The organism is Desulfoplanes sp. (assembly GCF_054921335.1).
Window position 1 is genome coordinate 1 of the sequence record NZ_JBUDSQ010000005.1, and the last position, 14,379, is coordinate 14,379.

Genomic DNA, 14,379 nt, shown 5'->3' on the forward strand with positions numbered 1-14,379 from the left:
AGTTACTGGTGCCGAGGGACAGAATCGAACTGCCGACACGGGGATTTTCAGTCCCCTGCTCTACCGACTGAGCTACCTCGGCACCGCGAACGACAGGAACGGTGTTTATAGAAACCCTCGGTGGTTGGCAAGCGTTTTTTTGGGGGGATGGCCATTTTTTTTGTTTTTTTGGTCTTGGATCAATCTTCGCGATCGAGAATCGATTTGGTCCAGAGATACACCCCGCCGGCGATGAGCATGAACAGAATGCTCATGAACCAAGAACTGTCGGTGAACAGAAGATTGTACAGGCCCAGAATGGCCATGAGTGCGCAGGCACCCGCCAGAAGGTATTTGATGATTTGTTGTTCATTCACTGTCGTGCGACTCCTTTTCGTTGTCCTGGGAGGTGAGCGCGGTTTCGATGGCTGTAAGGCGCATTTCCACCATTTCCAGGAGGTGTTTGGAATACATCATGGTGTTGTGGCTGTTTTGCGCTGTTTGCCGTGAGTATTTCCAAATGAAGAACGGGGCGATGACCAGGCAGAGAAAGACCAAGGTTCCCATCACGCCGAGGAGAAACCAGAACAGGGCAAACCAGCTCCATGTCCCGCCGGGAAAGAAAAGTGATTCCACCATATGTACGTGTATTCCGGTTTATGGTCAAAAAAGTACATTTTTTTTAGCAGCGAGCTGTCCAACAATCAATAGGCTTCATGCCCGGCATCTGCTGCGTTGGAAGAACGGTCCGCCTCTTTACTGGGATGCGGCGGGCTAGAGAGTTCGGCCGGATCGGGGCAAGGTGCGTGCTTTTTGGGTGCCTGGCCGGTCAGCTGGCCGGCAGCCTTTAAAATATCAAAGGGAATGGGAAGGATGGTGGCTGCGTGGCTCTCTGCGGCCATCTCCCGCATGGTTTGGAGATATCGCAGCTGCAAGGCCTGGGGATTGGTGCTGATGATTTCCGCCGCCTGGGCCAATTTGTCCGCCGCCTGGTACTCTCCCTCGGCATTGATCACTTTGGCCCGACGTTCCCGCTCGGCCTCGGCCTGTTTGGCCATGGCCCGCTGCATCTCCTGGGGAAGGTCTATGTACTTGAGTTCGACCGAAGTGACCTTGATCCCCCATGCGTCGGTCTGTTCGTCCAGGATTTTCTGGATCTTTGTGTTGATCTTTTCGCGGTGGGCCAGGATCTCGTCGAGTTCGGCCGCGCCGCACACGCTGCGTAGCGTGGTCTGGGCCAGCTGGGAGGTCGCAAAATGGACGTCCTCGACTTCGAGAACCGCCTTTTGGGGATCGACCACCCGGTAGTAGACGACCGCATTGACTTTGATACTCACGTTGTCCTGCGTGATCACGTCCTGGTGGGGGACATCCAGGGTGACGATCCGCAGACTCATTCTGATCATTCGGTCGACTACCGGAATAAGGATGATCAGCCCAGGACCCTTGGTCTGGATGATCCGGCCCAGGCGGAAGATGACCCCCCGTTCATATTCGTTGAGCACCTTCAGGGCGGCGAAAAGGAACAGGACGACGATGGCGATGATCGGTGCGAGGGTGACCATGGATCCTCCCTATGGTTTGGGTTGTGCGTGTATCTATCGGGTCGTTTGGTTGTCGCCAGGCTCGTCCCCAGACGGGCGGTCCCTTGTGTTTTCAATCCGTGGAGGGGGCAGCTCCAGCCGGGGCGATATGTAGAACAAGTCCATCGGCCTTGACCACAACGATCCTGTCTCCAGGAACAAACGAAAGGTGGGGATCGGCCATTGCCGACCAGCGTTCTCCCCGGACCCTGACCTGGCCCTTGTTTCCTCCCCAGGTCAGGATTTCCCCTGATCGGTCCACGAGGGCGTCCAGGCCCATTGCCTTGGGTTTTGTGTGGGCCCTGGCCACGAGAACGAGAATGGCCAGGAACAAGAGGCAAATCCCACCGATGGACACGATGATGATCCGGAGGGGGAGCGAGGCCAGCCCATACTCGAAATCGAAGAGAATCAGGGAGCCGGAGACCAAAGAGGCGATCCCGGCGATGGTCAGCAGTCCATAGCTGACCACTTTGAGCTCGACAATGAACAGGATGAGCCCCAGAAGAATGAGCAGAACCCCGGCGGGTGTGGTCGGAAGTATGGACAGGGCGTACATTCCAAGGAGCAGGCAGAGCGCCCCGAACACACCGGGAAAGATGGCCCCGGGGTTGGAAAATTCAAAAAAAAGACCGGCTATGCCGCCGAGAAAAAGAAGATAGGCGATGCTCGGGTCCAGCAGCCAGGCGAGGAGCTTATATTTGGCGCCCGGTTCGTATGTTGTCATGCGGACCTGGGTTGCGCCGAAATGGAGGGTGTCCTTGCCCCGTACCAACCCCCTGGAACCGATCTGCTCCAAAAAGTCCTGCGCGGTCGGGGCCAAGAATTCCACGACCCGTTGCATCACGGCCTCCTTGGCCGTGATGCTCGCGCTCTCGGTGACCGCCTTTTCGTACCAGTCCATGTTCCGGCCCCTTGCCGTAACCATGCCGCGGAGCAGGCTGATGATGTCGTTTTGGATTTTTTTGGCCATGGTCCCGGAGACGTCCTTGCCGGTCACGCTCACCGGTGAGGCGGCTCCGATGGAGGTCTGCGGGGCCATGGCCGCATAATCGGATGCCGCGACCAAGAACACCCCGGCAGAAGCCGCCCGTGCCCCCGAGGGGCCGACCCATATGGCCACAGGGACCGGGGCGTTGAGCAGGGAGGTGACCATGGTCCGCATGGATGTTCCCAATCCCCCGGGAGTGTTCAGACCAATGAGGACCAGGTCGGCCGCCATGGCGTCTCCCTGTTCCAGGCAGTTGTCGAGAAGCTCTGCCTGGGCGGGTCCGAGGGGTGTTCCAAGCTGGAGATAGAGACAGGTGACCCCGGGGAGTGGAACGGCCACAGATACGGGCACAGCAACACAAAGAAGGGTGAACAGACAGAGGATGGGCACCAGCTTGGACAGTGGGCAGGTCATGGGCAGCCTCCGGGATGCAAAAGACCGGGGACTCCGGCCGGTGAATAACGGGAGCGGCTATATAACTCACAGGATAGCAATTTGTACCCGGTGGATGGGGGAAGGGCAAGAAAAAACGGACAAGAGAGGGTTACATGGGCATGGGGGAGTAGGCCTTGAGGATGCTCCAGGCCGCTTTTTTGGTTTCTCGGTTATCCGGGAGCATACCATTCAGGCAGGGAAGGAATTGGACCATGGCGGAGGTATGGGGAGAATGGGTGCGCGGGTAGGTACGCGGGTCCTTGTCCGGGGCCAGGAGTTCACATCCCTGTTCGCCAAAGCAGAATATGTATACAGGAGTGATGGCTCGGATGCCGTAGGTGAAAAGATCCACATCGGCAACAAGGGTGTTCTGCTGTAACCGGGACAGGGGCCAGAAGACGGCGGACCCTTTGGGCCATCCAAGGGCCCCGAGCATGTTCTTGACCAGTTTCTGTCTGGCCTTGTTGGGCGTTGGCCCGAGATCCACGGGCAGATCCCAATAGGTCCATACGGAGAAGGAGGGGATGGTTATCCGCGTGAAATAGTCGCGCAGGGAAGGGGGGAGGTCCGGACGGTGGTGATCCGGCACTCCACGGGAAGGTGTCTCCTCTTTCTGGGGATGGGAGGGTCCGGACATGCTGGATGGCCGGGAAGGAGCGGATGGCTCCGTGGAGCGATTTTTTGGGGGCGGATGTGGGGCCGTGGCGGTTTTTGGGGCGGGTGGTCGGCTGCCCTGGTCCTTGGGAAAACGGGCGGCTGCGACCGTCTCCGGATCGGCCAGGATGGACATGAGCCCCTGCTCGTACCACAGGTGCATGGGCAGAGAAAGGTCGATTCCTCCTAGAGCCAATCCCATATCCTCCATGCGATTTCTGTTTTGGGCAGATCGTTAAGATGGTCCATATTGCCATGTCCATCGATAATGAGCACCGAGTTGTTCCTGCGGAAGAACCCGCCCTGGTCGAGATCAATACGGTTGGCAACGATCAGGTCGAGGTTCTTGGATGCGAGTTTTGCCTGAGCGGTTTTTTGGATATCCGCGCCGGCCTCGGCGGCGAACCCGATCAGACGCTGGTCCGGTCTCTTGTCATCGCCCATGGTTTTTAGGATATCCGGATTGCGGGTAAATGGGACCCGCAGACCGTCCGGGCACTGGTCCTTTTTGAGTTTTCCTCCGCCGTCGTAGGGAACCGGGGAAAAATCGGCCACGGCCGCGGTGCAGCAGGCCATGTCCATGGCGGGCCACTGGTCCATGCACGCGGTGTACATCTCCCGGGCCGTGGCAACGGGGACCGTGGCCATGCCGGAGGGGAAGGAGAGGTCGACCGGCCCATGGACCACACAGACGTCGGCCCCCCGGAGCCAGGCGGCTATGGCCAATGACCACCCCATCCTGCCCGAGGAGGGATTGGACCAGAACCTGACCCGGTCGAAGTGTTCACGGGTCGGGCCAAGGGTGATCAGGATCTTCTGGCCGGCGAGGTTGTTGGGGAGCACCGCCTGCAGGGTCTTCAGGTATATCTCGTCCAGTTCGGCCAGACGTCCTTGGCCGGTATCTCCGCAGGCCACGTCCCCGGTACAGGGGGGGATGCCGATGACCCCGCGGGACACAAGGGAATGCCAATTGGCCCGCGTGGCCGCATGGTCCCACATCCTGGGGTTCATGCACGGGGCCACGATCAGGGGACCGGAAAAGGACAGGGCCTGGGTCGAAAGCATGTCATCGGCAAGACCGTTGGCCAATTTGGCCAGGAAATTGGCCGTTGCCGGGGCTATGACCAATGCCTTGGCCACCTGTCCCGGTTCCAGGTGGCCGTAGGGATGTTCCTGGTTGGTGAACAGAGAGCCGTATACCGGATCGGCCCCCAGGGACGTGAAGGAGAGATCCGTCACGAATTCGGAGGCCGCTGATGTCAGGGTCGCTCCAACCCCTAAACCGGTCTTGACGTACAACCTGAGGAGGTCCAGCCCTTTGTAGGCGGCTATACTACCGGTAACGCCAAGATGGATTCTTTTGCCGGAGCAAGCGGACAGCGAGAGAAGGTCCATGGGATTATTCGCTCAGGGTCCGTTCCATGGTTTTCGGGGCCCCGCCTTTTCGTTCGTTGACCCAGATCTGCAAACCGGTCTTGAACGAACCGTCGGAAATGGAGATGATACAGTCCTTGTTCGGTTTTTCAAACCCGATGATGTACCGGCCGTATTTGAAGGAACTGGTTGAGTGCCACCCATCCTTGGGCATGGAATTGACAAAGAAATCGAACAGGGAGACCGGTTCGACACGTCCCTCGAAGAACATCATCCCTGCCTTGAGGTTGGGGCTTTCGAAGACCAGGGATTTGTTGCTGTCGATTTCCATCTCCCTGGGTACGAGGACATCGTCGAAATCATAATAGGAATCGACCTCTTCCGCATTCACCGGTTCGGTCTGGTCGGGGGTGGCCGGATTCTGGGTGGTGGTCTCGGCCCCGCCCAGACCACTGCACGCCGTGCACAGTGTTACGAGAAGCATGAGGATGACGAGTTGTTTTTTCATGGACTTACCTTCCTTGGTGGGTTGGTGCTTTGGATGGGCCGCCGTTGTTGCGACGGCATGAACGAAGAATAGGTGTAGAAACCCGTTCTCGGCAAGGATGTCAAGGGACACGTGTGTGTACCGGTCCCTTTTCCACGGGGGACTGAGACAGGGTTATCCCTGACGGCTCAGGGCCAGGGCCAAGGCAGTGGTCAGCTTGATCTGTTCACGGTTTCCCTTACGGACATTATGGGCCAGAAGGCGGCCCAGGTTGGTCAGTATACGTATCCCGATCCCCGGGTGTTCGGCGATCAGCGAAAAAAACGTTTTCCGGTCGGTCTTCAGGAACTCCGATGGTTCCACCGTCTCTACTGTGGCCGATCTGACATCCCGGTCGAGCAGGGCCATCTCCCCGAAAAAGGGGAAGGTTTCGCTGTCAAGGGTTGCCAGGATCTTATGCGAGTTTTGCAGTCCCGGAATGGGGATGGATACCTCCGGCAGGAGCATGGACTTGGTCACCTTGACCCTGCCCCTGACCAGGATGAACATGGCATCCCCTTCGCTGCCCTCGGCGATGACCACCCGCTTGTTTCCGTAGGTTACCGGTTTAAAGAGTGTGCGGACCACACCGGTCTCCTCGGGAGAGAGTCCTGCAAAAAGGGGGATGGAAGCCCAGTCGATCTTCATGGCCGCTCCCCCGGTCGAAGGAATATGACCGCGTCGAATCCTTCCAGGGATTGCTCATCGTGGGGATTGACGGATACCTGGGGCTTTTGGTTGCCCATTTGGGTGGATTGGCCGGTCGAGGAAAAGAGCTCCAGTATGAAATGATCGAGAGAGGATTCCTGATCGAGAATGTCCTTCAGCGAAAGGCGCCTGCTCTCCTTGAAGAGGGCCAGCGGAAGCGTCCCCTCCCGCGTGCGGACCTCGTGCACGAAGGTTCGCCAGACCATCTCTTGTTCCGCGCTGCTCAAGGACCGACAACCGAGCATTCCCGGGGATGAGGCTCCGGCCAGATGTTTGAAAAAGGGGAAAAAGGCCGGAGTGGTTCCCATGAGTCCAAGAATGTTCCCGGTCAATTCTCCCCGGGCGATGACGTCGTCGACACCGGCCCGTAAGAGGTGTTCCCGGTTTTCCGCCAGCATGGCCTCGGCGTGGATGGGGACTTTCGGGGCCAGACTGCGCAGGGTCAACGCGGCATATATGTTTTGCTGGTCCGCCTCGGCCGGGGGCAGCTCTTCGGAGCAGAGGATAAAGATGACCCGTGCCCTGTCCGGCGATGTCCGGGCGGCGACCGCCCCGTGTCCGGGATTACCGGAGACCGAGTGGATGTCCCTGTCCAGCCGGTGTTCGATGCCGTCCCGCTGTTCCGGGGAGAGGGTGTTGACCATGACCAGATGTTCCAATGACTGGCCCATGTTTTTTTCCAGGGTCTTGATCAGATTGAACCCAAAAGGATTCCAGCCCACAACGATCACGTGTCCCGAGAGTTTCACCTTGAGGAGTCCTTTGCGTTTTTTGGTGTGCTGTTCCACGAGGAGTGAGGCCAGGTTACCGGTCAGGGTGGAGACGAGGCCGATACCCGAGAGCATGACCACGACACCGAGAATCCTCCCTCCGGTGGAAAGAGGGACAATATCCCCGTAGCCCACCGTGGATATTGTCACCACCGACCACCACAGGGCCTCGAGCATATCCCGGTCGGCCCCACCTCTGAGTTCGATGAGATAGAACAGGGTCGAGCTCAGGGTCAACAAGAGTCCGATGGCCAGAACGAGTTTGGCCAGGGGAGATCTAATCCATTTCCTGCTCTTTTTCATCATTCTCGATACTTTGCTGGATCTTTACCAGTTCTTCGAACCGAATGTCCGCGCCAAGAATCCCCTGTATGTCGTCTTCGCTGTCGCATACGGGAGTGGAGACGGTCAGGCAGAGTTTCCCCGAGAGGTAGGAACGGTAAAAATCGGTCACGCAGAATTTACCGCTGCTCATGGGGCCCATGAACCAGTCCCGGCTGGAAAAATCGTGGTCCGGACCGAGCTTGCTGCGGTACATTTCCTTGTCCTCTGGATGGGAGACCTGCCAGGTGATTGGGAATCCCTTGGTGTCAATCAGATAAATATATTGGATGAAGGGATATTCGTCCAGGAACCCGGTCATACCTTTGGCGGCACGGCCGCGGTCCAGGGAGGTGATGGCCGGGTCCTCCGCAAGTTTGGTGATGATTTTTGTAGATATATCCTGGGCCAGGGATTTGAGCTGGTCGAAGATGGAGGAAAAGAGTTCCGGCATGAACCGGGCCACGATGGCATGCATCTCGTCATAGGAGAAACGGGTCGTCCTGCCGCGGGCATAGGACTCCATGATCCGTTTGTAGATTTTCCCCACAGCGGGATGCCGTTTGTCGATTTTCTTGCTTTCGTCCAGATCCAGAGCGGTATTGATCCAATACGCGATCCCGGCCTTGCCCGACTTGTCGGTGATGGTGATGGGAACGGGTTTGTTCAGGATATGTTTTGTGTCGAAAATATTATAGATTTCTTCGTTCTTGAGCAGGCCGTCCACGTGGATCCCTGCACTGGTGGTGTTGAAGTCCCTGCCCACAAAGGGATAATTGTGGGGGATTTTGTAATCGAGCTCCGTTGAAAAATACGACCCGATTTCAGAGATGGTTTGGGTGATCGCGGCGTCATCGTTCCCGGTCAGGGAGATGTACTCGATGACCAGGGCCTCGATGGCAGCATTGCCGGTGCGTTCGCCGAATCCGAGCAGGGTGCCGTTGGCCCCACAACACCCGTAGATCCATGCGGTGGTCGTGTTGATGAGTGCCTTGTGGAAATCGTTGTGCCCGTGCCACTCGAGCCATGCTCCGGGGACCGATGCCTCGTCCGTGAAGGCGCGGACGATCTTGCCCACGCTGCGTGGCAGGGCGGCGCCGGGATAGGGGACACCGAACCCCATGGTATCACAGAGCCTGATCTTGACCGGAATACCGCTTTGTCGGGAAAGCGACATCAACTGACGGGCAAAGGGAATACAAAAACCATAGATGTCGGCACGGGTTATGTCCTCGAAATGGCAACGCGGAATGATCCCGTAGTCCAGGGCCTGCTCGACCACCTTGAGATAATCGCGCATGGCTGTTTTGCGGTCCTTCCCCAGCTTCAGATACATGTGGTAATCCGACACCGAGGTGAGCATGCCGGTTTCCTTGATCCCCATGTCCCTGACCAGTTTGAGATCCTCGGTGTTGGCCCGGATCCATGCCGTTATCTCGGGGAACCGGTAGTCCTTTTTCTGGCAAAGTTCCACCGCGTGCTTGTCCTTATCCGAGTAGAGGAAGAATTCACTCTGCCGAATAAGGCCGCTATGCCCGCCCATCCTGTGCAGCAGGTCGAAGATCTCGCCGATCTGTTTGACCGTGTATGGGGGGCGGGCCTGCTGCCCATCCCTGAAGGTCGTGTCGGTAATGAACAGCTCTTCGGGAACGCGGGGGAGGACAAAGTTGTCGTCAAAGGGCATCCGCCCTATTTTTTTGTATGGATAGATGGATCGATACAACTCCGGTTGCTCCACGTTGACCAGGTCGTGGTCCAGGCGGGCCGGGTTGAAGTGAAGTCCGTTTTTCAGCATGGGTGCTCCAGGGCGTTGAAGTTAAAACGGCATTGCTTCCGCGTCGATAGTCCCACGGGAGCGCGGAGGAAAGGATAGGTGTTCTTTTGGAGTAACGTGCGCGTAGTATCAGGATTTGGTTGTCCCGTGGGGGGAATGGCGGAGAAAATGGCGTGGACCGCTGATCGTCCCGGATTGCTAAAAATAGCAGGACAGTCGGCCTGCAGAGCAGGGAATGGGGAGTGCAAAGAATGTGAACGATAATTACGGTCCCTGCCCATAGAAAAAAGCGCCCCAGCCGGGAGGCGGGGCGCTTTGGATTGCTGCGTGGCCTGGCTAGAAGCCCCAACCGAGCTCGGCCCGGAGATTGGCCGGAAGGTTGGCGTCCCTCGGGGAGACATAGGGTTGGGGGGCACCGGCCTGTTTGCGGCTGGCGGTCAGATCGCCCATGTTGAAGTCCCTGGGGATGGAGAAAACCTGGTTGGGATAGATCAGGTCCGGGTTGTTGATCTTGCCCCGGTTGGCCTTGTAGATCAGGGGCCACATGAACGGATCGTTGTAGACCTGTCTGAATTCGGCGATCCACCACAGGCAGTCTCCCTTGGCGACCTGGTACTGGGTCGGCAACTCGGCGTAATCCTTCTCATAGATTTCCATTGGAGTCGGTTCGGGAACCGGAGTGGGAATGATCACTTCTTCAACCTCGGTTTCCACAACCACTTCTTCGACGACCTGTTCTTTCTGTTGGGGCGTTTCCGGCTCTGGGCAGGACACCTTGGTCTTCTTGGAGCAACCGAAGCTGAGCAGCAGTGCGGCCAAGAAAATGAGTCCGATTAATCGTTTCATGAAAAAATTCCTCCTATCAAAGTTGATGGCACGGGCTGGGTGACGAACATGTGCAATTGGGTAATCCTTTGTGCAAAGAAAATAAATATTAGCATCTATTGCTCAGGCTTGCAAGAATGAATTGGTTTATTCGGGCTGCTGTCCGGCCTTGTGCAGGGCTTCCCTGGCTTCCCTGTGCCATCCGCCCCGTTCGAGGCTCTCGGCGGCCAGGAGGTATAATTGGTCCCTGGACTGATCGTATATGGCTTGAATAAATTCTCCATAGCCACTGCGGAAAACCTGATGGACCAGATCGTCATGGTCATAAATGAACCGGGCCAGAAGCGGATTGTCCCTATGGGCCGGGAGATAGATGGTCAGCATGCGCCGGCAATGGAAGAGCAGAAAACGGACCCGTTTGACCTCCCTGTCGATACTCTCCTTGGTCTGTTCAATAAGCATATACAACTCCTTGCCGATGAGCAATTCCTCAGGGGCCAGGCCATTCTTGGGGGGCAGGGATTCGAACCAGGGCTTGTACCGTCTGCGCTGATAGCTGTCTTCCATGAGCTTCATGCATTCGTGGAAAATGTATCCTATGGCCCAGTCGAGGTAATGGGCGACAATGCTCTTCCCGGGTTCGTTCTGGAAGAGAAGATGGGCGGTGTCCTTGAGACGCCAGAGCTGTCCCTTGTTCGTCCGTGCCCCGAGCAGATCCTTGAAGAAGGTGAACCGGGTGAAGCCATGGTTGTCGTAATGGGTGAACTCGTTCTCGAGCTGTATGGACACCAGACAGAAGTCCCTGAGGACGTCCCGGACGAATTCATCGCGTTTTTGTTTGATCCATGGTTGTGACATGGCGTTGTTCTCGGGGTTGTGGTGTAGATCCAATGCGGCCTGGGTGAGCGGTCCGTTCTCGCAGCCGTTCAGGCGGGCTCGTTCGGGGTGCGTGGGGTATTGTTCATCGTTTATGCGGCTTGTCAAGCGGACCTGATCCGACCGGGAAGCTACGTCCAGTCGGGGCGAGCGGACTATGTGGGGGAACGATGTAGGACATATTGTAAAATTATTCTTGAGTTGGGAGGTAATTTTCTTTATGTTTTATGCTCAAGAACCAGACGACCGGGACTGCGAATGGTTGATGCAGGAAGATGGCGCGTTATCTGGCTAAACGGAAGAAAATCGCCCCACACAGGGGAGTGATGCCAACAAAGGAGGACGGGAATGAAACGGATGCTGCAATTGTGTGTGACGATGGTCGGGATGTTTGTCATGGCCGGAACCCTCATGGCCGCTGATCTTCCCCGGGTGATGATCATGGGTGAAGATGTGGACAGGGATTCCATTCCCAGACATTCCCGCGTGTACGACCGTGTCCTGAACGCCATGGTCAACCAGATGCTCAATGAGGGATTCGATGTCAAGGACGAGACCGCCATGACCATGGACACCCATGTTCAAGGCCGGCAGCGAAGGACCGATGCCGAGCTGATAAGTATCGCCAAGGATGCCGGCATGGACGTGGCCGTTATCTTCACCATCTATCCGGACGTCAAGGAGAGCTACAGCACCGTCAAGGCAACGGCCCGGGTCATGGGACGGATGCTCGATGTCTATTCCGGATCGCGGATGGGGAACTTTGAACTCGAACCCCAACAATACCAGCCCCTGCGCAAGCCCTATTCCCGCAATGACATCATTGAAGGGGTCGGAAAGATGGCCAAGCTCATTGGACGGGATGTGGGCGCGGAGATCGCCCAGCGGTTGTCGGGGTATGTTGACCAGCCCGGTGGGCAGCTCATTGAGTGGACACTCATCTTCGACGGTTTCACTGCCGATGACATGATGAATATGGAGGATTATCTGGTCATCTTTTCCGGTTACGACAGTCACCGGCCCAAGAAAAACGCCCTGAACACGTCCACCCACCACGAATATTTGTACAAATCGTCAATAAATTCCGCCAAGCTGAAGAGAAATTTCAACAAGGCACTGAAAAAAATGAATATGCGCGGACGGGTGTATCTCTCTGGCAACCAGGTCAAGGTGGTCAAGTCGGCGAAGGTCCGTCAGCGCCGGGTCAAGGAGCAGAGCGAGTGGTAGAAGACCACAGGAATGGCCGTTAGCAACGGAAGGGCAACCGCGGCCGCGGATTGCCCTTCCACGTTCATGGACCGGCGTCCATGCGGCACCGTGGCCGGGCGGGGGATTCCCGTGCCGGTATACTTCATCCATTTCAATCCAGGCAGGTGAACAATGGACAACAAATGCCGAATGGGCCTGTGGGTGGCCCTGGCGTGGATGGTCATTTTTCTTTTTCCGGTTTCTTCCGGGGCCGTTCAAGTCCGGGGTATGGGTGTGGACAGGGATCATGCCCTGACCAATGCCCTGCAGGTGGCCGTGGAACAGGTTGTCGGAGTGACCGTGAAAAGCAGCACGGATGTGGTCGATTTCCAGGTCATCAAGGATGAGATCGTCACCCATTCCAAAGGATACGTGGAGAGTTACAAGATTCTCGATGAAACCCAAGAAGCGGACGGCGGTTTTACGGTGGTCGTGGATGCCCGGGTGGATGCCGGTCAGATCGAGACCCACGCCCAGACCCTGGAGATATTGATGAAGATGGCCGGTCATCCCAGGATTCTTGTCTTTGGGGATGATTCGGACATCGATGCCGTGCCTTCGGGGACGGAGGTCTTTGACCCCCTTGTGGCCGCAGTGGCCGAGGTGTTCAGGGATAAGTTCCGGTTCGAGGTGGTGGACTGGCCGCTCATGAAAACCCGGTTCAAGGACCTGCCCGGCAAGCTGGACAAGGACGTGGCCGTTGCCAATCGGTCTCGGCTGCAGGCGGATTACTATGTGTCCGTTGAGCTGGAGATGGTTCCGGATATGGCCGGCAGGTCGGCCGGGCTGGATCTGGATCTCAAGGGAGTCCGCATCTCCGACGGTCATCTGTTGGGGCAGTCCACCCGCGATGCCGGATCGATCTCCCTGGTTGGCCTCACGCGGGCCCAGCAATACAGAACGGCCGTGACCACCGCTTCCGAGGACGTGTTCGTCGCTGCCGCCGATGTGGCCACCGCCCTGGTCGGTGAACTCCAGGCCGAGGTGGAGAAGGGCACCGGATTCAGATATACGCTCGGGTTCTACGAATTTCCGGACAAGGAGCTTCTGGAGCAGGAAGTGGCCGCCTTGAACGGGTATGTCCGGCATGACGTGGACACGGCCGACAGTGTCAATTTCAAGATCAGCTACTGGTCCAATCTCAGGGGGTCGGCCCTGGCCCAGGCCATCCAGGATATCATGGAAAAGCACGGGTACAGGGTACTCTTCAAGCAGGATGGGCGGACGTTGAAATTCAAATGGGAAAATCCAGAGGGATTCTGATGAGTAAGCATGTGTTCGCGGTTACGGAATGGACGCTCGCAGGGTTTTTGTGTGTTCTGCTGGCGGCCACGGGATGCGTCCAGCAGAAGCTGACGCCCAACGCCACCCTGTCCTTTGACATACCGTCGAAGATTTCGGTGATCAAGAAGGGGGCCCGGGTCAAGGTGTTCACCTCCGGGAACATGGGCCGTCAGACCAGGGGGTTCGTCCGGGATCTGACCAGGACGCTGAACGAGGCCGGATGGTTCACCATCGTTTCGAAAAAACCCTTTGACTACGCCATGAACATCAATACGTTCAAGGGGTATCGTCGCGACAATCGCAAAGAGGTCCCGTATAATCTCAAGGTGATCAAGAAATCCCAAACCGACAAGAGCGGGAGCGGGCGGGAGTTCCTGGTGAAGGAAAAGCGCCATTCGGCCATTGGAGCGTATGTGGCCTCGGTCTCCATCTACAAGGCCAGGACCCTTGAACCCATGGTCTATTTCAACAGCGTGGCCGCTCAAGGGGTCTGGGAAGACGCGTCGAGTCCCCTGCCCACGGACGGAACATTGGAAAAAAAGCTGGCCGGTCAGATCGTCAAGCGGATGCGCAACCTGCTCAGCACCGAGCACCGTCAGGTCGGGGTCATCCTTCCCGATGGCGGGGACCAACGGGTCAAGGATCTTCTTGTCCAGGGACGTGTGGCCGCAGCCGCCAAAAGGGCCGTTTCTCTTGTTCCCCGGACCCCTTTGGCCGATCTGAGTCCCGGTCTGTACGAAAAATGGGCCGATGCCGCGGATGAGGCCCGCAAGCAGGGCAACGAGAAGGTGGTCGAGCGGGACATGGAGACCGATTTGAATAATTTTTATCTATTGTTCATGGCCAAAGAGGCCTCTGGAGTGGCCGAATCCAGGCTGCGCGAGGTCCATGACGGCTATGCCGGGATCGTGGCCCTGACGGAGAACCAGAACCTGATCGACGGATGCGCCCATTCCCTGAGCCGCGTGGAGCAAAATGCCCGGCGCCTCAATGTCAACCTGAGCCCGGAATGATCCATGCAAAGAGATCAC

Annotated in this window: 16 protein-coding genes and 1 tRNA gene; 4 read left to right on the plus strand and 13 right to left on the minus strand. The window is 57.3% G+C overall.

Annotated features, from left to right (window positions below):
- Window positions 1-6: 6 nt before the first annotated feature.
- From ACY692_RS02080 to ACY692_RS02140, 13 genes are all read right to left on the minus strand, one after another.
- A tRNA-Phe gene (locus ACY692_RS02080) sits at window positions 7-82 on the minus strand.
- Between the two features lie 97 nt (window positions 83-179).
- Window positions 180-356, minus strand: coding sequence for a hypothetical protein (locus tag ACY692_RS02085; RefSeq protein WP_462323672.1), 177 nt, complete (start codon window positions 354-356; stop codon window positions 180-182).
- A complete protein-coding gene (locus ACY692_RS02090; protein ID WP_462323673.1) occupies window positions 349-618 on the minus strand; it encodes a hypothetical protein in 270 nt (89 codons plus the stop codon). The genes ACY692_RS02085 and ACY692_RS02090 overlap by 8 nt, the downstream gene beginning before the upstream one ends.
- 65 nt (window positions 619-683) lie before the next feature.
- Window positions 684-1,544 (minus strand): slipin family protein, encoded by an 861-nt coding sequence (locus ACY692_RS02095; RefSeq protein ID WP_462323674.1) that lies wholly within the window; start codon window positions 1,542-1,544, stop codon window positions 684-686.
- 91 nt (window positions 1,545-1,635) lie between these two features.
- Window positions 1,636-2,967: an NfeD family protein gene (locus tag ACY692_RS02100; protein ID WP_462323675.1), complete on the minus strand. Its 1,332-nt coding sequence runs from the start codon at window positions 2,965-2,967 to the stop codon at window positions 1,636-1,638.
- A gap of 130 nt (window positions 2,968-3,097) precedes the next feature.
- The gene (locus ACY692_RS02105) at window positions 3,098-3,838 is read right to left on the minus strand and encodes a hypothetical protein (RefSeq protein ID WP_462323676.1); all 741 of its coding nucleotides are present in this window, start codon (window positions 3,836-3,838) and stop codon (window positions 3,098-3,100) included.
- Window positions 3,829-5,037, minus strand: a complete 1,209-nt coding sequence (coaBC, locus tag ACY692_RS02110; RefSeq protein WP_462323677.1) for a bifunctional phosphopantothenoylcysteine decarboxylase/phosphopantothenate--cysteine ligase CoaBC — start codon at window positions 5,035-5,037, stop codon at window positions 3,829-3,831. Before coaBC ends, ACY692_RS02105 begins: the two co-directional genes overlap by 10 nt.
- A gap of 4 nt (window positions 5,038-5,041) precedes the next feature.
- The gene (locus tag ACY692_RS02115; RefSeq protein WP_462323678.1) at window positions 5,042-5,524 is read right to left on the minus strand and encodes a hypothetical protein; all 483 of its coding nucleotides are present in this window, start codon (window positions 5,522-5,524) and stop codon (window positions 5,042-5,044) included.
- A gap of 153 nt (window positions 5,525-5,677) precedes the next feature.
- Entirely contained in the window at window positions 5,678-6,190 is a 513-nt protein-coding gene (locus tag ACY692_RS02120) for a cyclic nucleotide-binding domain-containing protein (protein WP_462323679.1), read from the minus strand.
- On the minus strand, window positions 6,187-7,326 hold the full coding sequence (locus ACY692_RS02125; RefSeq protein ID WP_462323680.1) for an ion channel: 1,140 nt from the start codon (window positions 7,324-7,326) through the stop codon (window positions 6,187-6,189). Before ACY692_RS02125 ends, ACY692_RS02120 begins: the two co-directional genes overlap by 4 nt.
- Window positions 7,298-9,136 (minus strand): triose-phosphate isomerase, encoded by a 1,839-nt coding sequence (locus ACY692_RS02130; protein WP_462323681.1) that lies wholly within the window; start codon window positions 9,134-9,136, stop codon window positions 7,298-7,300. The genes ACY692_RS02125 and ACY692_RS02130 overlap by 29 nt, the downstream gene beginning before the upstream one ends.
- Before the next feature lie 315 nt (window positions 9,137-9,451).
- Window positions 9,452-9,961, minus strand: a complete 510-nt coding sequence (locus tag ACY692_RS02135) for a LysM peptidoglycan-binding domain-containing protein (RefSeq protein WP_462323682.1) — start codon at window positions 9,959-9,961, stop codon at window positions 9,452-9,454.
- A gap of 126 nt (window positions 9,962-10,087) precedes the next feature.
- The gene (locus ACY692_RS02140; protein WP_462323683.1) at window positions 10,088-10,924 is read right to left on the minus strand and encodes a hypothetical protein; all 837 of its coding nucleotides are present in this window, start codon (window positions 10,922-10,924) and stop codon (window positions 10,088-10,090) included.
- Between the two features lie 240 nt (window positions 10,925-11,164).
- Here ACY692_RS02140 and ACY692_RS02145 point away from each other — a divergent pair, with 240 nt between their 5' ends.
- From ACY692_RS02145 to ACY692_RS02160, 4 genes are read left to right on the plus strand one after another with little or no spacing between them, the layout of a single operon-like run.
- Window positions 11,165-12,043, plus strand: a complete 879-nt coding sequence (locus ACY692_RS02145) for a hypothetical protein (RefSeq protein ID WP_462323684.1) — start codon at window positions 11,165-11,167, stop codon at window positions 12,041-12,043.
- A gap of 12 nt (window positions 12,044-12,055) precedes the next feature.
- A complete protein-coding gene (locus tag ACY692_RS02150) occupies window positions 12,056-12,193 on the plus strand; it encodes a hypothetical protein (RefSeq protein ID WP_462323685.1) in 138 nt (45 codons plus the stop codon).
- Between the two features lie 3 nt (window positions 12,194-12,196).
- Window positions 12,197-13,327: a hypothetical protein gene (locus tag ACY692_RS02155; RefSeq protein WP_462323686.1), complete on the plus strand. Its 1,131-nt coding sequence runs from the start codon at window positions 12,197-12,199 to the stop codon at window positions 13,325-13,327.
- Window positions 13,327-14,361 carry a hypothetical protein gene (locus ACY692_RS02160; protein WP_462323687.1) on the plus strand — a complete coding sequence of 345 codons (1,035 nt, stop codon included), beginning with the start codon at window positions 13,327-13,329 and terminating at the stop codon, window positions 14,359-14,361. Before ACY692_RS02155 ends, ACY692_RS02160 begins: the two co-directional genes overlap by 1 nt.
- Window positions 14,362-14,379 lie beyond the last annotated feature (18 nt).